The 16,644-nt window shown below is 57.9% G+C and carries 16 protein-coding genes; 4 read left to right on the top strand and 12 right to left on the bottom strand.

Annotated features, from left to right (window positions below):
* Nucleotides 1-183: 183 nt before the first annotated feature.
* Nucleotides 184-327: a hypothetical protein gene (locus AC1DIJ_RS15820; RefSeq protein ID WP_162706025.1), complete on the bottom strand. Its 144-nt coding sequence runs from the start codon at nucleotides 325-327 to the stop codon at nucleotides 184-186.
* A 573-nt stretch (nucleotides 328-900) separates the two neighbouring features.
* On the opposite strand from AC1DIJ_RS15820, the gene AC1DIJ_RS15815 reads away from it, so the two are divergent.
* Nucleotides 901-1,596, top strand: coding sequence for a hypothetical protein (locus AC1DIJ_RS15815; RefSeq protein WP_112389522.1), 696 nt, complete (start codon nucleotides 901-903; stop codon nucleotides 1,594-1,596).
* Nucleotides 1,597-1,697: 101 nt separating this feature from the next.
* Here the strand turns inward: AC1DIJ_RS15815 and AC1DIJ_RS15810 are convergent, their stop codons facing one another.
* On the bottom strand, nucleotides 1,698-2,051 hold the full coding sequence (locus AC1DIJ_RS15810; RefSeq protein ID WP_477831454.1) for a response regulator: 354 nt from the start codon (nucleotides 2,049-2,051) through the stop codon (nucleotides 1,698-1,700).
* A gap of 291 nt (nucleotides 2,052-2,342) precedes the next feature.
* Here AC1DIJ_RS15810 and AC1DIJ_RS15805 point away from each other — a divergent pair, with 291 nt between their 5' ends.
* Nucleotides 2,343-3,638 (top strand): GAF domain-containing sensor histidine kinase, encoded by a 1,296-nt coding sequence (locus tag AC1DIJ_RS15805; protein ID WP_477831453.1) that lies wholly within the window; start codon nucleotides 2,343-2,345, stop codon nucleotides 3,636-3,638.
* A gap of 91 nt (nucleotides 3,639-3,729) precedes the next feature.
* Here the strand turns inward: AC1DIJ_RS15805 and AC1DIJ_RS15800 are convergent, their stop codons facing one another.
* Nucleotides 3,730-4,134 carry a GFA family protein gene (locus AC1DIJ_RS15800; protein ID WP_405049613.1) on the bottom strand — a complete coding sequence of 135 codons (405 nt, stop codon included), beginning with the start codon at nucleotides 4,132-4,134 and terminating at the stop codon, nucleotides 3,730-3,732.
* Between the two features lie 942 nt (nucleotides 4,135-5,076).
* On the bottom strand, nucleotides 5,077-5,454 hold the full coding sequence (locus tag AC1DIJ_RS15795) for a response regulator (RefSeq protein WP_112389241.1): 378 nt from the start codon (nucleotides 5,452-5,454) through the stop codon (nucleotides 5,077-5,079).
* A gap of 564 nt (nucleotides 5,455-6,018) precedes the next feature.
* On the opposite strand from AC1DIJ_RS15795, the gene AC1DIJ_RS15790 reads away from it, so the two are divergent.
* Nucleotides 6,019-6,234, top strand: coding sequence for a cold-shock protein (locus AC1DIJ_RS15790; protein WP_112389242.1), 216 nt, complete (start codon nucleotides 6,019-6,021; stop codon nucleotides 6,232-6,234).
* Between the two features lie 335 nt (nucleotides 6,235-6,569).
* Here the strand turns inward: AC1DIJ_RS15790 and AC1DIJ_RS15785 are convergent, their stop codons facing one another.
* A complete protein-coding gene (locus AC1DIJ_RS15785; RefSeq protein WP_112389243.1) occupies nucleotides 6,570-6,776 on the bottom strand; it encodes a hypothetical protein in 207 nt (68 codons plus the stop codon).
* Nucleotides 6,777-7,099: 323 nt separating this feature from the next.
* Between AC1DIJ_RS15785 and AC1DIJ_RS15780 the strand changes: the two genes are divergently transcribed.
* Nucleotides 7,100-7,444 carry a hypothetical protein gene (locus tag AC1DIJ_RS15780; protein ID WP_112389244.1) on the top strand — a complete coding sequence of 115 codons (345 nt, stop codon included), beginning with the start codon at nucleotides 7,100-7,102 and terminating at the stop codon, nucleotides 7,442-7,444.
* Between the two features lie 535 nt (nucleotides 7,445-7,979).
* Here AC1DIJ_RS15780 and AC1DIJ_RS15775 read toward each other — a convergent pair.
* The 7 genes from AC1DIJ_RS15775 to AC1DIJ_RS15745 form a co-directional block, all read right to left on the bottom strand.
* The gene (locus AC1DIJ_RS15775; RefSeq protein WP_477831452.1) at nucleotides 7,980-8,099 is read right to left on the bottom strand and encodes a response regulator; all 120 of its coding nucleotides are present in this window, start codon (nucleotides 8,097-8,099) and stop codon (nucleotides 7,980-7,982) included.
* Nucleotides 8,100-8,343: 244 nt separating this feature from the next.
* Complete coding sequence (locus AC1DIJ_RS15770; protein ID WP_112389524.1) at nucleotides 8,344-9,039, bottom strand: DUF1684 domain-containing protein; 696 nt, start codon at nucleotides 9,037-9,039, stop codon at nucleotides 8,344-8,346.
* Between the two features lie 358 nt (nucleotides 9,040-9,397).
* Nucleotides 9,398-11,059 (bottom strand): alpha-amylase family protein, encoded by a 1,662-nt coding sequence (locus AC1DIJ_RS15765; RefSeq protein WP_112389246.1) that lies wholly within the window; start codon nucleotides 11,057-11,059, stop codon nucleotides 9,398-9,400.
* Nucleotides 11,060-11,777: 718 nt separating this feature from the next.
* Nucleotides 11,778-13,247: an HAL/PAL/TAL family ammonia-lyase gene (locus tag AC1DIJ_RS15760; protein ID WP_112389247.1), complete on the bottom strand. Its 1,470-nt coding sequence runs from the start codon at nucleotides 13,245-13,247 to the stop codon at nucleotides 11,778-11,780.
* Complete coding sequence (locus AC1DIJ_RS15755) at nucleotides 13,244-14,245, bottom strand: ornithine cyclodeaminase family protein (protein ID WP_477831451.1); 1,002 nt, start codon at nucleotides 14,243-14,245, stop codon at nucleotides 13,244-13,246. The genes AC1DIJ_RS15760 and AC1DIJ_RS15755 overlap by 4 nt, the downstream gene beginning before the upstream one ends.
* A gap of 11 nt (nucleotides 14,246-14,256) precedes the next feature.
* Nucleotides 14,257-15,576, bottom strand: a complete 1,320-nt coding sequence (locus AC1DIJ_RS15750; protein WP_112389248.1) for an LLM class flavin-dependent oxidoreductase — start codon at nucleotides 15,574-15,576, stop codon at nucleotides 14,257-14,259.
* Entirely contained in the window at nucleotides 15,573-16,637 is a 1,065-nt protein-coding gene (locus AC1DIJ_RS15745; protein WP_112389525.1) for an LLM class flavin-dependent oxidoreductase, read from the bottom strand. The genes AC1DIJ_RS15750 and AC1DIJ_RS15745 overlap by 4 nt, the downstream gene beginning before the upstream one ends.
* Nucleotides 16,638-16,644 lie beyond the last annotated feature (7 nt).

The following is a 16,644-nucleotide window of genomic DNA, read 5'->3' as shown; positions in this document are numbered from 1 at the left end:
CGTCAATGTAGCCCATTTCGACGAGCTCCGAATTGATCAGATCGGAGGCCCTCTCAATTGAGCGATTGAGGGCCCGAAGATCAATTTGCGACGATCGTCATCCACCGAGTCTATTTAGGTTTTTGGAGCGCACGCAGACCATACGAACCTCAGTGGAACCGGCCCGCAAAGGAAAACCCTGGCTTAGGCTACCCGCCTCCGCTCGGCCTCCGCCTTGATAGCGGCGTCCTTTGCCATTTTGATAAGGTACACAACAAACGGTTGATCGCTGAATTCGGCGAGTTTTTTGGCTGCTTCGAGATGATCAATCAGATGAACCTGCGACATATAAACCTCCGTTGCAAAGCGCATATTCAGTATTGCTAATGGACATTAATCAAAGCTTACGATGCGAGGTTTGGTCCGGCACCGTACAACTACAGGGGCTGTGGGTGGCGTCTCAGGATCGTCGTTGCCGACGATCAGGTGACGACGACGCAGTCGCGAGAATGGGATAGCGTGCAAACACTATGCCGAGCTCCAGCAGGGCGGCCACCACCTGATCCTTTGCCACCACTATGCTTTCCGGACATGGGACCAGATGGGAAAGAAGTCTATAGATCTGCACGGTCACTCACACGAGCGGTTGAAGTCCCTTCCCCGCCAATCGGCGTCGGAGTTGACGCACAGGGGCTGCGTCCAGTCACCCTCTATGTGGTCCTTCGGAGAAGTCGGCGGCCGACGAGGAGTGAGGTAGCGTTGAGGACGATTAGCACGCGAGACGCCGGAGGACGAAAGCTGCCGGCGACCAATTCTACAGGCTATCGCGCCATTATGGCGAGTTATCTTCTGTCTTCGGTTAAAGTCGGAACATTCAACGCGCGTGCTCGTTCGCTACTAACCCAAAGAGGAGGAGCAATCATGACCAATGTCTACAACGAAAGCGCGCCCGTATACGCGGGTGACCTGGCCAAAAGTACTTTGACTGCATTCTTTGACAGCCGGAGCAACGCCGAGACTGCCATCGAAAAGCTGAGGTCGGCAGGCGTCGCCGACGTCCGTCTAATGCCGGGCTACGAGGCTGACGGCGAAAACGTTGCAAGCGAAAGGGAAGGTTCCGGGTTCTGGGCCGGGCTGGCCAACTGGTTCTTTCCCGACAATGACCGCGACGTCTATGCCGAGGGCCTTCGTCGCGGCGGCTTTCTCGTCTCCGCTTCGGTCGACGACAGCAACTACGACACGGCCCACGACATACTTGACGACGAGGGATCGATCGACATGGACGAGCGGGCGGACCTGTGGCGCGCCGAAGGCTGGTCGGCCGACGGATATAACCAGCAGGCCTTAGCGTCCAAGGAGGACGTGTTCCAGGCTGATGCGACCGCAGGCAGCGCGACCGGTATCGGCCGATACAGCAGGAGTTCCAAAGCGACTTCGCCAAGGGTTCGCGGATACGATCTGGCTGAAGACGTTTCGAGCGACGTTGTCGACGACGTTATCCCGACCGGCCACCAACGCGACGTGTCAGAGGGCGACCGCAATGCTAACGAACGGATGTCGCAAAGCCAGTCGATCGACGACTTACGGCAGAGCCAGAGCCTGCCAGGCAGTCGCTGATGCCGAAGACTTTCGAAGCCGCGCACGGTCAGCGCGGCCTCGTATGACTGTATCTGTAAGTGCGTTCGATTTCCGCTGCCTTTGATGCCATCTAGCGGCGGTTATGCGGCGAGCCCGATCAAGGTTTGAGCCAACGCCTTCCGATTGTATGGCTTTGTGAAGAAAATTCCGCGCTCCGGCATCTGGTGGAGGAGCGGTTTCGTCATCGCTGATACAACAAGTATCTCAATCGGCGGATATCGTTTACGCACGGCTTTTGCGCACACGAGGCCATTCATCGAGCCCGGGATGTCGATATCCGTCCAAATTATTCGAATACCAGGCTCCGCTTCCAATAGCCGTAGAGCGTCGTCCGCGTTGGTTGCTTCGAAAACCTCGAAACCAATATCTTCGACAAGGTCCAGCGCCATCATCAAAAGAAGCGGCTCGTCTTCGACGACTAATACTTGGATCACCGGATCCTCCCCGTTAAGTAGTGCGAACTGCCAGCCTGCAAGGGAGCCCCATAGCTTAATGACTATAATCGAAGGATGCATTATCGAACCTGAGCTCGCTGTCTGCGGCGTTCCGCGAGCTTGAAGCTCTGGGCCGCTCCACATCCACGCAAGAGGCGTCGGCCCTTGCTGCCGAACAAGCCTTAGGTGGTCTCGAATTCAGTGAAACCCGAGCAGAAACCTCAAATACGAGCGCTTTCAAAATAGTGGGAAACACCATATCAGCAGTATATTAGTGTTGGGGCGGGCAGCGTGAACGAAAACTTCCAAAAGGACATCGCTAAAGTCCAGCGAATTTCTGCGGTCCCATCGATACTCGATGTCGTTTGCCGATCGACAGGCATGGGGTTTGCTGCCGTAGCCAGCGTGACGGAAGAGCGATGGATCGCATGTCAGGTCTTGGACAATGCCGATTTCGGGTTGCCGGCGGGTGGCGAGCTGAATGTGGAGACCACTTTCTGTCATGAGATCCGGCAGTATCACGAGGTCATCGCCATCGACAATGTGGCTGAAGACCCGATCTACAGTGACCACCAAACACCGCGGATCTACGGCCTCCAAAGCTACATCTCAGTGCCGATCATACTTCCCGACGGAACTTTTTTCGGCACTTTGTGCGCTATCCACTCCAAGGCAGCGAAGGTCAATAACCCCGAGACAATAGGTACCTTCAAGCTGTTCGCAGAACTGATCTCCTACCATCTTGACGCAAGTGACAGGCTAGATGCCGCACAACTAGATCTTGATCACGAAAGAAAGCAATCCGAGCTGCGTGAACAATTCATCGCCGTACTCGGCCACGATCTTCGCAACCCGATCGCCAGCGTGGACGCCGGGATCAATAGGCTTCTACGGGACGGCTGGACCGACAAGGCGCCACAACTGTTACGCATGATGAAGGCAAGCCTGGTGCGCATGGCGGGACTGGTAGACAATGTCATGGATCTGGCGCGCGCGAGGCTCGGCGGCGGGATCAATCTTGACTTCGATCCCGACCGAACCGTTGAGGACACGATCGAGCACGTCGTTCAGGAGTTCAAAATCGCCCATCCCGAAAGAGAGATCGAGGTGTCGGTGGAAATCGAAGCTCCGCTGCGGATCGACCATGCGCGGATAGGACAGATGTTCTCCAATCTCCTTGGAAACGCCCTAACGCACGGTGCGCCAGACCATCCCGTGCGGGTGAAGGCAATCACCACGGATGACAAATTCGAGTTAAGCGTCGAAAATCGTGGCGAGCCTATTCCGCAGCAATCTCTCAATAAGCTTTTCCAACCTTTTGAAAGAGCCGAGGGTTCGAAGAGTCACGGGTTGGGGTTGGGCCTCTTTATTGCTTCAGAAATTGCCCGCGCCCACGGAGGGACGTTGGGGGTTCTGTCCGACGAGAAGATGACTCGCTTCAGCTTTTCCATGCCCAACGAGTTTGATCCCGTTGCAAGATTGGCTCCGAAAATGAGCGCCGTTGGACACCAAGGCATTGCTGGCGCCGTTCAGGTCGCTCGCCGCCGCCGGACAGATACCGCGCCCACTTCCCGTTCTGGACGTTAGACACCGAGGCAGATCGCATCGGGCATGCATCGGGCATGCATCGGGACGATGCTAGCCCACCGTACCTTGCTCGCAAGTGTAAACCTCGGATTTAATCACCGCTGTATCGAGGTAAGGAGCGAATATCTTGGGCCCAAGAGAGCTCCGATGAGCACCAAAACTGTGCGCGTGGTCTGAGATCTTGCCGCTGCGTTATGGTCCCAAGCCGGATTCCAACCTGATTGGCATCCTCGTGTTCGCCGCTCGTATAGATCGGCGAGCCGCAGTTGGAGCAAAAGTATTGCATTCTTCTGCGGCCGTTAGCGGCGGTCTTCACGTACAGCGTTGGATGGCCAGAAGTTAGGCGGAAGTTCTCACGTGAGGCCGTTACGGTCACGCGGTACGCCGCACCCGTAAGCCGCTGGCAGTCGTTACAATGGCAGATCGTGACGTCCTGGGCTTGGACCTTAGCGACGTACATGACCTGTCCACACTGGCACGCGCCGTCGATGTCGATATGCATCTCATCTCCAACCATTTATATCCTTGGCGAAATAGGGGTTGAATGCCTGATGTCGATGTGAGTGTGTCAGATTTTCAGGTCCCCTCACTGATAAAAATCGGAGTTCTTTGGAGCGCCTGCAATCCCAGCGAAACTCAGTGGGATCGAAAGGCTTGGCGGACACCTTGGCAATACCAAAACACGCACTACATGCGTAGTGGGCATGATGACTTCCCTCTTCGTCGTCTTGTCCGCTCCTAAGCTCAATTCCCGAGCACAATTCAGCGCCACCTCCCAGCGGCGCTATTTTTTTCCTTGAATTCTGGGCTATTCTGATTCCCGTGTGGAATTGCCAGTGTCGAGCGGCCGATCCTGACCGGACAAGTTTATGGTTGTGCTCGATTTTCGCCGGCGTTTGACGGCGACAAGGCTCCCCGGGGGCCGCAGACGGACACCACGGCACGCATCGTACAAAGGCCTCCGTGAAAAACAGGGCAGCGCCAATGCAGCGGTTTATGGGTTCACGACAGAGGAATTAGCAAGCCGCTACGCGAGCAAACCAGTGTCGACTTGGTCTTCACTTCACATTGTCCCACGGTTAGTCAGCGCGCTCGAGAAAATATAGACTTAACATGATGATGCCGAGATACCTCTTGACGTTGGACCGATACACCGGCAGACCCACAGCGGTCTTTCCACGGAAGCTAAACTCATAGATGTCTTGGCCGCGGAAGATCTGCCATCCATCATGCAGCCTGACGGGCTTGTTGCAACCATGCAGATGGATATCGAAGGAAGCGGCATCGCAATCCACGAGTCCGCTTTGGACGCCATCAACATGTGGAAGCTTGAACTAACGGTGGTTGCGTGATGATGATCGGTGCGGCCCAATTTAGCCGCACCGCGTAGAAGGCAAATCGCCGTGCATATCTGGCTTCAGAAGCCCCAAGACGCGGTCTACCAGTCTGCAGCGACGTTCAAAGCCGTCTTTGACTTCGTGTCTGCCTTCGCCAAACTCTGGAGAATTCGCTCGTCGGAAAACGGCTTCCCGACCACGTCGACTGCGCCGTCCAAGCCATGACCAACCTCTCGGGGCGTTCCGGTGACGAAGATCACTTTCGTACCATAGCGGTCAATCAACCTTCGGGCCAAGGCGGCTCCACTCAACCCATCTGCCAGACCAAGGTCGACCAGAGCAGCCTCGACACGAGGGGCATGAGCGAGCGCCTGTTCCACTGTGGAAACTGGACCGACCGCGGAATGCCCGGCGTCCGTAACAATCCGCTCAAGCTCCATAGCAATGAGCGTCTCATCTTCAACAATCAAAACCCGCATATGCTCCTCCTGAATATCCGGCGAGTTAGGTCACGTTTCATGCACGTCGAGGTTTGTTCACGGGTTTTTGACGGCGAGCCAGCGGCTCGATGAGGAGATGTGTGACCGCTCGCAATGGTACGACCCGACTCTCCACATGCTACGGCGCTCTAGCCCTACCTTTAAGCAAGGCTGTGGTCGTAGCCCTCCTTTCCAGCTGCCCGTCATCAGCCCTGCCTGAAGCAAGGTTGCTTGCATAAGATGCCGCTCATGAACTTGGAGACGCGAGATGCGAATTGTCATAGATACCATCGATACAGAAGGTGGGTGTCGTGCGTTGATCGTAGAACCGATCGATTGCGACGGCATCGTGCTGATTGTTCGGCGCAACGCGAGGGATATCCGAATTCCACTCTCCGCTATCGCAGACTGGAGCCCGGTAGACGGTGAAGAAGGGTCGCTTCCGCTTGATAGCTGGATTAAACGACGACACGATGTCGTTTGCTTCTGACGTTGTTTTTCTGGTTGCAGGCTTCAAAAAGCCATTGCATGTTGCTGCCCGTAAAAACGCCAAGGGGAACAAAAATGGCAACAGGTACAGTCAAATTTTTCAACATGGACAAGGGGTTCGGCTTCCTCACCCCGGATGGCGGCGGAGCGGATATCTTCGTCCACATCTCCGCGCTTCAGGCGTCCGGCATCCAATCCCTGCGCGATGGTCAGAAGGTTTCGTTCGATACGGAGCCTGACAAGAGGGGTAAGGGCCCCAGAGCCGTCAACGTGCAGCTTGAGACCGCATGAGGCTGTATGCCCCTGCGGTGCTGCCACAGAATTCTGTCGCAAGTAAACGGTGCCTTAGAAAGATAATCTTGGTCGGTTTCGGCACTCTACAACTACGCTTCGGAATTGAAAGCCGAGGGATTGGGCGTCTTCAAGCCAAGGCGAACGCTTTGGCCTGATGCCCACGAAAGTGCAAAATGAATGCCTGAAAAATCCTGCTCGGTGACCTTGCCCAGCTCGGTCACCCAAACGATGTATCTGTCTCCGCGAAGGATGAGATCAACAGCCGACTGTTTCCTTTTTTCGTCCCATGATCAGTGGAAATACAGTTTCGTGCGTCGGGATCGTGCGAACCACTAAGGTTGACGCGCTTCGCCCAACGCAGCCAGCAACTCGCTTTTGGTTGTATATCCGGCCTGCAAAAGGTCGAAGAGGCGCGATACCAACGAGCATCCCTCCTGGCTGTTCGGACTGACGCGGTGAGTTTCACACCACTCAGCCATGGCCTCAAATACCGGTGTCACGTCATCACTGAACGAAATCGCGCGGAATAGCTCCGACATAGATCGCCCTCCTTGTTAGAGGGGCGAGAGCTCGTATTAACTCCCAAGCGGCCGTTGCCATTGCATTCCAGCCGACGAACAAACATACGCTTATAGGTCGATGCCGCCAATTAATTTTGACATGGTACGGTCTCACAAATTGCCCAACCTCAGAAAAGACTCTGAACTCTGCCGTGACGTCATGGTCAACGCGCTCGTTTGGGGATCTTCATACATTGGAGGGCAAAAAGTGAAACGGATCGAGCCTCGGCGTACAATTTTGTCGCAATATCGCCCATCGATAGTGAAAAGCTAACTAACCGAAACCAAGTCCGGAGTTGCCGATGTCCGACAAATCCTGCCCAGTCCCAACGCCCGAAGAGCGAAAATACATTGAGATCAAGGACGCCGCAGAGCGCGCGATGCTCGACAAGGTTTTCGCGGCTATCAATGACGCTGCCGCGGAGGTCGCGGACAGATTTAGAGAGGCCGGACTGGCGTTCGAGCCAACAAGCGCCGACTATTTTAAGTTCACGGTCCAGCAGGTCATGTTCGTGAGCTTGAGCGGGGGAGATCCCAACACTATGGAGGGCGGCGATGCCGAGATCGGCCAGCGCATTGTCAACAACGGTCAGCATATTATCGACCACTACTGGCGGAGCGCTGGCGAGATAACTAACGACGGCTAGAGCCTTGGCGTCATCCGTTCCGGCATGAAAGCCATATCCTCTTCGTCTGAGCTACCGCGCCGCTTCTCGACGAATGGCCTGATGTCCTCGGTAGCCAAGTAACGGAGCCTGTCGATACCGTCAGTCGCAGCGTCGTATATGACATTCGCAACCTGTTTGCTCGTCGCCAAGCCACGCTTCTGGGCCTCAGCAATTGCTGGCCTCTTGGTCGACCTGCAGATGATTGACTTTGGTCTCACCGAATACCGCCGCAGAACTGATCTCTACCCCACGGTCACCTTGGAGCCGGGATCGCTGATGGTCGTTCACACGGAAGGCGAGCAAGCATACGCTGACATGGTAAGAGGCAATCCTCCGACCTTCAACCGTTCAGGGCGGGCGGCAGTCGATCGACTGAGATCAAGATGTTTAGTCAGCGCGGACCACGGTGGTCGCTTGAATGACGCTCTGAACGGCGCTCACTGCCATCATCGATTGTAGGACTTGGCTGGAACCGTGCATCCGCAGGCAGGTCGCTGCGTGAAACATCCACCCTTTATGACGTCACCGCGATGCCAACGCGGGGGATCGGGCTAACCAGCATCTTCGCGAGGTCAATGCCGCTCAGTCCGCCCGGCATATCGACATCGGTGAAAACCGCGTCGATATCGAGCACGTCTGCCAAGAAGAGGCGGATGAGCGGCTCATGTTCTACGACGCGTTACAGCTTATTCATCTCGGTTCCCCGTGGTTGTTCAGGGAGGTAACGCGATACGGGGCTCGGCTCCCAGGGGATCACGGTGTGGTGGTCCCGTTGTTTTCTAGCAACGTCGTCTGATGCCCCCGAGAGCGCGCGCGCTCGTCGCCCCAATAGCGTCTGTCGCAGTCTGCTACCTTTTCGCATGACCTGTTTCAGGACCCTACCCCCAACGCTCCCCGCCCCGCACCGCGCCTCTTAGGCGATTGCCCGACGGTGCCAGTGGGCAGACGTAACGGCTGGAGTACGAGCAGGACGGGAAATAAGCAAAGTTGAAGTCGAGAATGGCGCTTCCGTCCGGGCGCAACGTACCGAGGTCTGCGCCCTTGATCGTATCGAGAAGGTAGCGCCCGCCTCCGTAAGTTTCGTTGCCTGAGGTGGCGTCAGTGAAAGGTAGGAATACTCCGCCGCCGTAGCCCTCGATCCAGTAAAGCGTCAGTTCTCCTCCAAGCACATCCTGTAACCCGCCGGTACGTGCGAAGGCACGCATGGTCAACTCGCCATCAGCGCCCGTCGCAACGGTGATCCGTTCCTCGCGTGTTTCCTCGAGGCGGACAGTCAGACGCAGCGAAGGATCATAGGGAAACATTGCGGGGCCCTGATAACCTTGTCGGTCCTGGGCCTCGATGGGTGATTGGGGATGCCCCCGGAACAGTTGGGAACGGGTGTCGCACCACGTTTGCCAGGCGATCGCGGGGTCTTCGCTCGTTCGGATATTACAGTAGAGATCCGCAATGGTTTGCCGCCACTCCCACAGTTGCTCGATCGAGTTCACCGGACGCTCCTTTTGTAAAACCTTGCCTTCGCCGCCCGACCCGGTGGTCGTCGCGATCACTTGGGACTCGGCTTCATCAAACATAGGAACGGCCATCCGAAAGCCAACCGGATTCCCGCTAACTTCCGGTCTGGTCGAGACCAAAAAAATATGGCTCATAAAGCGGGAGAGGTTTGCCGGCGGCTTTGGCGAAGGCGCGACCGCTATCGCCCCCTGAATCCCGTGATGCTACGCGAAACCTTAGAGCCAGCGCAAACACCTCGATGGCTATTCCTTTTGGCAGTAGTTCGGAATCTCTAGTTACAACGTGGCGGTGTTCTCAAAAGAAGGCGTGTCCACACGAAAATCCGAATAGCCGATCAGCGGCGATCAAGGTCATCGGGCGATTGCTTTCGTCTTCGGCTATGATCGTAATCGTGTTGTGCGCGTCCGTCGACGCTCTTTACACTTCGCTACGCTTCAAGAGGTAGTCCAGGCCGCCGGATCGATACCAACGGAAGCCGTACGGCTCGAGCACCATTCGATGCTTTCCGCCTTGGTCGATATGGCTATCGTGGCCGTCGAGAATGTCGATCAGCACCGACGCGTCTTCGTTGTCTTCGATCCGGAAACTGATCTCGACAGGCTTGTCGTGGAAGCTGTGGATGATCGCCAATACGTTCCTCCTCCATTCGTAACGCAGGATCAGGACACCGGGATCATCGCAGTCGATGACTGCGAATTCGCCCCAGCCGATCTCCGGTGCCTCTTTCCGCATGCGGATCATCCGCTCGGTCCAGTTCAGCATGGATTCGCTGTCTCGGCGCTGAAACGCGACATTGACGTGATCGTATCCATATGGCCCATCGGAAATCACCGGTAGGACCGGCTTCTCGCCTTTGGTGAAACCTCCTTGCGGTTCGTTGGACCACTGCATCGGGGTGCGCGCGCAATTCCGCTCGGGAAGCGTCAGGTCATCGCCCATTCCGATTTCGTCGCCATATCGGAGGACGGGTGTGCCAGGTAACGAATACATCAGGCTGTACGCCAGCTTGAGCCGGCGGACGTCTCCCCCAAGCATGGGCGCAAGCCTGCGCCGAATGCCGCGGTCGTATAGCTGCATGTCCTTCTCTGGCCCGAACGCGGAAAACACTGTTTGCCGCTGACTTTCCGTGAGCCTGCCGAGGTCAAGTTCGTCATGGTTCCTCAAGAACACGCCCCACTGCCCGGTCTTCGGCAGGTCTCCAGTGTCACGCATCGCTTTGACGAGCGGTCGAGTATCAGCACTTGCCATTGCATAGAATAGCGCTTGGTTGACATGGAAGTTGAACATCATCTGCATTCGGTCGCCGTCATCGCCGAAATATTCGAGGTTTTCCTTCGGCACGACGTTGGCCTCGGCGAGGATGATGCTGTCACCCTTCCGCCACTGAAGAAATTCTCGGAACGTCCGGAGCATTTCGAACTGCTCCCTGGGTTTCTTGACGTCTGCGCCCTTCTCGGCGATGACGAAAGGCACGGCGTCCATGCGAAAGCCCGAAACGCCGAGCTGAATCCAAAAACCCATAATTTTCAGAATTTCAGCCTGGACGAGCGGGTTCGCGGTGTTCAGGTCGGGTTGGAAATCGTAGAAGCGGTGGAAATAGTACTCGCCGGATTGCTTGTCCCGCGTCCACGTTGAATTCTGGACCCCTGGAAACACCATCCCTTCGTCGGCGTTTTCCGGCTTCGTCTTCGACCAAACATACCAGTCTCGGTAACGGGAGTCCTTATCCGCCCTTGCCTCCTTGAACCAGGGGTGCTCGTCGGAGGTGTGGTTGACGACGAGATCGATAAGAACGCGAATGCCCCGTTGTTTTGCGCCATGAGTGAACTCGACAAAATCACCGAGCGTGCCGTAACGAGGATCGACGTTATAGTAGTCGGACACGTCGTAGCCGTCATCTCGTCCTGGTGACGTTTGGAAGGGCATGAGCCATATCGCTGTGATGCCAAGGCCCGCCAAATAGTCGAGACGGCGCTGCAGCCCCTGGAAATCGCCGACGCCGTCACCGTTCGAGTCCATAAACGTTTCGACCGACAAGCAGTAGACAACGGCATTCTTGTACCAAAGATCGTTAATCATGGGTGTTGCTCCCGCCACCGAAGATGGTGACGGAAGCGCTTTAGAGCCCGAAAAGTTCCGAGCGCGCACGCGGAGCGGTTCCTATCGGTGAGTGTCTGGCGACTACATCTTTGAAGATGCGAATATCTGCCTCGTTACTCGCCGAAGGTCACGAGGCCGTCGATGTCGATTGCGTGGCCGTCGGCGTCGTCGACGTACCTACGAAAGCCCCGTGGCCGGGCGCGTCAACTTTGCGGATGAGCGTTCCCCAGCCTGCACCAACTTTTCGAGGAGCGGCTCGACTTCGTCCTGTCTGGGGACGTTGTGCGAAAGCGATGTTGCTGCTGGACCGGGACCAGCCTTGCGAGAGATGTGGTCCTCCAACGACGATCTGCGGAAAGTCCGAGGACGAACCCGTTCTTTTGGTAGAAGACTATTTCGTCGTCCTCAAATATCGGCTTCCAGCCGAACCTTTCAGAGAAAATCGGTGGGAGCATTTGAGGTCGGAAACACCAAGCGCAAAATAGCGGAAATTTGCTGTTGCATGACCAACACCTCTCATTCGCAGCGAACGCCGTCGATTCACGGGCAGAATCCGTGGCTTACGACCTCTCATTCACGGAATATAGGAAGATCGGACCAGCTGTGGCGGGAGGTCTGTTTCCCAGTCAGCCAGGTGAAACCGGCGATCGCCAGCCAAGCGACGTGCCGATCGGCGCTCGGCTTCAGCTCGAAAAGGTCACACCCTTAACAGCTGGTCAGCGACAGCGGCGACATCTTCGCCGAGAGGGCGGTCTTCCTCAACGAACGGCGACAAAACGCGAACGAACGAATGCGTCTTTGCCGTCTCTCGACCACACCGATGGTGCGGACGCAGGTCGACGGCCTGAGCGGCGGCGAGTAATTCGCAGGCAATGACAAGCCGCCACAGGTCGAGCATCTTGCCGAATTTTCGAACGGCAAGCGCCGATTGCGTCGCATGGTCTTCCACGCCCTCGGACACGGTGAGGAAATCGAGCATCACCGGGTTGGCCTTGTGCCGGATATCAGCCATCAGCGCCGCGACCGTCTTCTGCAAAGGCACGAAACCGGCCGATGGTCCGCCTGCGAGAGAAAGGTAGCGCGGCAAGCCATTTCGGGCCGAACCGGTCAGCTGGATGAAACGGCCAGCGGAGGCCGAAGCCGCTTGAGCGACCGCGAGGCCAAGTGTCTCGAAAGCCAGTGCGAGCGATGGTGTATGAAAATTTCCGCTCGACAGAACCCGCTTTTCGTCGATCAGCACCACCGGGTTGTCGGCCGCCGCGTTAAGCTCGGTCTCGACAGTGGCTCTGGCTGCAGAGAGCGCCGTCGCCAGGGAACCGTGAATGGGTGCGAGGCAGCGAAGGCTGAGAGGGTCCTGCAGGGCCGTTGTTGTCTCGAACAGTGTCGATCCTTCGAGCGCGCTCAGCAGGCGCGCCGCTTCCTCTGCCTGCCCGGCTGCCGGACGGGCGGACTGTATTCCCGGAGACAGGATAAGCGGATTTCCACCAAGCGCCTCGAATGTCAGGCTGGCTGCCTTCCGCTGGGCATCGAAAATGCGTTCCGCATCGAAGAGAAACAGAGCGCCTGTTCCGACGGATAAGGCGGATGCGTTGATGAGGGAAATCCCATCCTTCGGCAGTAGCCGGGCAGGCGAAAGGCCGGCCAGCCGCAAAGCCTCCTTCGCAGGGTGGAGCGTCCCCAGGAACTCAGCCTCGCCCTCACCCACAAGCGAGCGGGCCATGGCAGAAAGGACGACGAGATCGCCCGCGCCGATTGAACCCAGCGACGGCATGACAGGATGCACCCTGGCATTCAGCATCGCAAGCAGCGCCTCGAAGGCCTCAAGCGAGATGCCCGAGCCGCCAACTGCCAGCGTGGCGATCCGCGTGGCCAACACCGCGCGCGTCGCGTCGCGTTTCAGCGGCTCGCCGACGGCCATCCCCCGTCCACGAATGAGGGTCAGCTGGAAAGCCTCGAAATCGCCAGTGACCGCCGTCTTGAGGTTTGCCCCAAGGCCGGTATTCATCCCGTAGATTTGTTGCCCGGCGGCTGCCGCCTCCTCGAGGATGCGGCGAGCGGTCAGCAGACGGCCGCGAACGGTTGAGGATGCGGCGACCTCCTGATCATCTCTGGCAATCGCGGCGATATCCTCGATTGTGACATCTGCGCCGGAGAACTCGATCGTCATGCGAATCTGAGCCTCTGGCCGATGCCTTCCTTATGGGCCTTCATCAACAATGCATGCCCAAGGGCTATATCGCTCAGCGACAGGCCACGATGCCAAAGTAGGATCGTCTCGTCGTCGTTCGCGCGCCCCGTCTTTAACCCGGCGACGACATGGCCAAGCTCGGCATGCAATGTCTGTTCCGAGAGGCGGCCGGTCTCCACGTGAGCCCTCAGCGAGCCGAATTTGCCGGATCTGCATTGGCCCCAGTCATCGACGACCAGCTTGTCCATAATATCCGTCAGCGATAGTTCGACCGCGCTCATCGTCCCATACGGGACGACGAAAGCACCCTTCTTGATCCATTCCGTCTTCAGCATCGGCTCTGGTTCGGAAAGACGCGATGCCTCGACGACGATGTCGGCGTCCTCCACGCAGTCGCGCCAGTTGTCGACGACGGTTATCTTCTTCCCGAGATCGGCTTCCAGCTTCGCACCGAAGGCTTCGCGGCTTTCAGTTCGTCGCGAATGAACGCGAATTTCGTCGAAATCGAAGAGATGGTCGAGAAGACGGACATTCCAGTAGGCCGTACCCCGCGCACCGATATGACCAAGCACCTTGGAGTTCTTTCTCGCGAGGTGGCGTGCGCCGAGCGCGGTAACCGCGCCGGTGCGCATATCAGTAATGACAGTCGCGTCGAGGATCGCTTTCGGCACGCCTGTGCGTGGATCGAAGAGGTTGAGAACGCCGAATTCGGAAGGATAGCCAAGTTTATAGTTGTCGACGTAGTCGCCGACGACCTTGATCCCTGCAAGGCCGATGGGTGCAACATAGCCGCGCAACACGTTGAAATGTCCGTGGAAACTCGCGTCGGGCTCGAGGTGGACCCGTGGCTCGATGACGGTCTGGCCATTGCCCTGGGCTTTGAGCGATGTCTCGATGGCGGCGAGGATTTCGGCGTCCGTCAAGGCCAGTGCTTCGATGTCGAAGGCGTTCAGGTAGTCGATATAGATCGGGTCCATTGTCATCTCTTTTATCGTTTGGACGGCGCACCGACGCCGAGGTTTTGGCGCAGGGTGCTGCCCTCATAAGTTTCGCGGAAGAGGCCACGGCGGCGTAGTTCCGGAACAACATGGGTAACGAAATCCTCAAGCCCCGAAGGAAACAGCGGTGCCATGACATTGAAACCGTCAGCAGCCCCTGCCTTGAAACGCTCTTCCATCGCGTCGGCGATCTGTTCGGGTGTCCCAACGACCTGCCAGTGGCCGCGCGCACCGGCGAAATGGCGAGCCAATTCGCGAATGGAGAGGTTCTCGCGCCGGCCGAGATCGATGATCAACTGCTGCCGGCTCTGGATCAGATTGGTCGGTGGCATGTCGGGTAGAGGCCCGTCGAGCGGATAGGCCAAGAGGTCCTGGATACTGAGATAGCTCGCCAGCAAGGCGACGCCGACCGCGTCCGGGATCAGTTCCTGGAGCTCGCGATATTTGGCCTTCGCCTCGCCTTCGGTGGACCCAATGATCGGCGAGATGCCCGGCATGATCTTGATGTCGTCTGGCTGGCGGCCGTATTTGGCAATCCGCGCTTTGACGTCGTCGTAGTAAGCCTTGGCCTCCCCCAGCGTCTGCGACGCGGCGAACACCACATCGGCAGTACGCGCCGCCAGTTCCTTGCCGACGTCGGAAGCTCCTGCCTGAACCATGATGGGGCGGCCCTGCGGCGACCTTTGGCTCTGGAGCACCCCCCCGACGGTGAAGTGCTTTCCGCGATGGGAGAGCGGATGGAGCCTGTCGTGGTCGAAGAACCTCCCTTCCCCCCGCGGAAGATACGCCCCCTGGTCGACGCCATCCCACAGAGCGAGCGCCGCGTTGGCGAACTCTTCGGCACGCTCATACCGCTCCGAATGCGGACGCAAGCCGCTGCTTGCGAAATTCTCGGCCTCCAGCTCGCTCGCCGACGTCACGAGGTTCCACCCCGCCCGACCGCCGCTCAGTTGATCGAGCGAGGCGAAGGTCCGGGCCAGCCCGAAGGGATCGTTGTAGGTGGTCGACGCCGTTGCGACGAGGCCGACATGCGAGGTGTTGACGGCAAGGGCCGCCAGCAGGCTCAAGGGCTCGAACCCGGTGGAGCGGGCCGCCTGACTCGCCATATCCGGATTGCGCTCGCGGATTGCGGCTGCGTCCTCCACGAAGATCATGTCGAACTTGCCACGTTCCGCTGTGCGCGCAAGCTCGATGAAATGGGCAATGTCGACACCAGCGGGCGCGTGGGCGTCGGGATGACGCCAGGCAGAGATATGATGGCCGCCGGCCATCAGAAAGGCCCCAAGACGCATCTTGCGATCGCTGCTCATGATGCGCTCTCTTCAGTGGCAGGATGGGGAGGACGTGGAAGTCCAAGATGCGACCGCAACGTCTTGCCTGTTTTTGCCTCGATCAGCCCTCGCCTGCGCAATTCCGGCACAACGTCGGCAGTGAAGGCGTCCGCGGCCGACAATGTCGGCGGCAGGATCGTGAAACCATCGACCTTCGCCACTGTCTGCCACGTCTGAAGCGCGTCGGCGATTTCGGTGAAGCTGCCGATCGAAACAAGCCCCGCAGGCACGTCGAGATTCGTGCTCTGCAGCCTATCGTATTGCGCTTGCGCGATCTCGCGGGTGGCAGCGGCGAAGGGAACGACGTTCGACAGCAGCCGCACATCGCCGCGCGAGCGACCAGCCGCCTCCAGCGCGGCCTCGAACAATTGAACAGCTTCGACTGTGCCTTCTCCCGATGTCTCCTGAAGCAGCACCACTTCGCCGAACTCGGCAGCAAGGGCATAGTCCGCAGTCGTCAAAAGGTGCGCGATAACCGGCCGGCCCTGAGGCGACCTGTTGACGTTGAGCGGTCCCCGGACCGAGAAATGTTCGCCCTGATGATTGAGAACATGCATCTTGGTGGGATCGAAGAAGCGGGCATTCTGCTTATCGTACACGAACGCGTCGTCCTCGAAACTGTCCCAGAGAGCCCGGACGAGATCGATATACTCACGGTCGCGCGCGGGCTCACCCGCTGACGGGATGTTAAACCAGCCGCTGCGGCCCTGGCTGATCTGATCGAGCGATGCAAAGCGGCGTGCAAGATTGTAGGGCTCGTGCTGAAATGTGGCCGCTGCTGCGAGCAACCCGAGACGCTCAAGCTTGGTGGCAAACGCGGCAACGAGCGTCGTGGGCTCGAAGGGTGTCGCGATAGAAGACAGCGCATCCAGCGGCCTAGCACCATGGAGGTCCGCGATCAGCGCGAAGTCGAAGCCGGCGTTCTCGACCTTTACCAGCTGCGACAGAAGCGCCTCAAACGAAAGCTCTTTGACGTCCGCGCCTTCGCGCCACGCCGACAAGTGATGTCCGAAAGGCGTAAGCGAAAATCCGAGAAGCATGGACATC

It is taken from the genome of Rhizobium sp. 10N427, assembly GCF_056394605.1.
This window is presented reverse-complemented; position numbering and strand designations above follow the sequence as displayed.

Coding starts and splice junctions, on each gene's coding strand:
- AC1DIJ_RS15745 (WP_112389525.1), bottom strand. CDS start 16,637: ATGCTTCTCGGATTTTCGCTTACGCCTTTCGGACATCACTTGTCGGCG.
- AC1DIJ_RS15790 (WP_112389242.1), top strand. CDS start 6,019: ATGGCAACAGGTACAGTCAAATTTTTCAACATGGACAAGGGGTTCGGC.
- AC1DIJ_RS15785 (WP_112389243.1), bottom strand. CDS start 6,776: ATGTCGGAGCTATTCCGCGCGATTTCGTTCAGTGATGACGTGACACCG.
- AC1DIJ_RS15820 (WP_162706025.1), bottom strand. CDS start 327: ATGTCGCAGGTTCATCTGATTGATCATCTCGAAGCAGCCAAAAAACTC.
- AC1DIJ_RS15795 (WP_112389241.1), bottom strand. CDS start 5,454: ATGCGGGTTTTGATTGTTGAAGATGAGACGCTCATTGCTATGGAGCTT.
- AC1DIJ_RS15765 (WP_112389246.1), bottom strand. CDS start 11,059: ATGATTAACGATCTTTGGTACAAGAATGCCGTTGTCTACTGCTTGTCG.
- AC1DIJ_RS15770 (WP_112389524.1), bottom strand. CDS start 9,039: ATGTTTGATGAAGCCGAGTCCCAAGTGATCGCGACGACCACCGGGTCG.
- AC1DIJ_RS15780 (WP_112389244.1), top strand. CDS start 7,100: ATGTCCGACAAATCCTGCCCAGTCCCAACGCCCGAAGAGCGAAAATAC.
- AC1DIJ_RS15815 (WP_112389522.1), top strand. CDS start 901: ATGACCAATGTCTACAACGAAAGCGCGCCCGTATACGCGGGTGACCTG.
- AC1DIJ_RS15760 (WP_112389247.1), bottom strand. CDS start 13,247: ATGACGATCGAGTTCTCCGGCGCAGATGTCACAATCGAGGATATCGCC.
- AC1DIJ_RS15755 (WP_477831451.1), bottom strand. CDS start 14,245: ATGGACCCGATCTATATCGACTACCTGAACGCCTTCGACATCGAAGCA.
- AC1DIJ_RS15750 (WP_112389248.1), bottom strand. CDS start 15,576: ATGAGCAGCGATCGCAAGATGCGTCTTGGGGCCTTTCTGATGGCCGGC.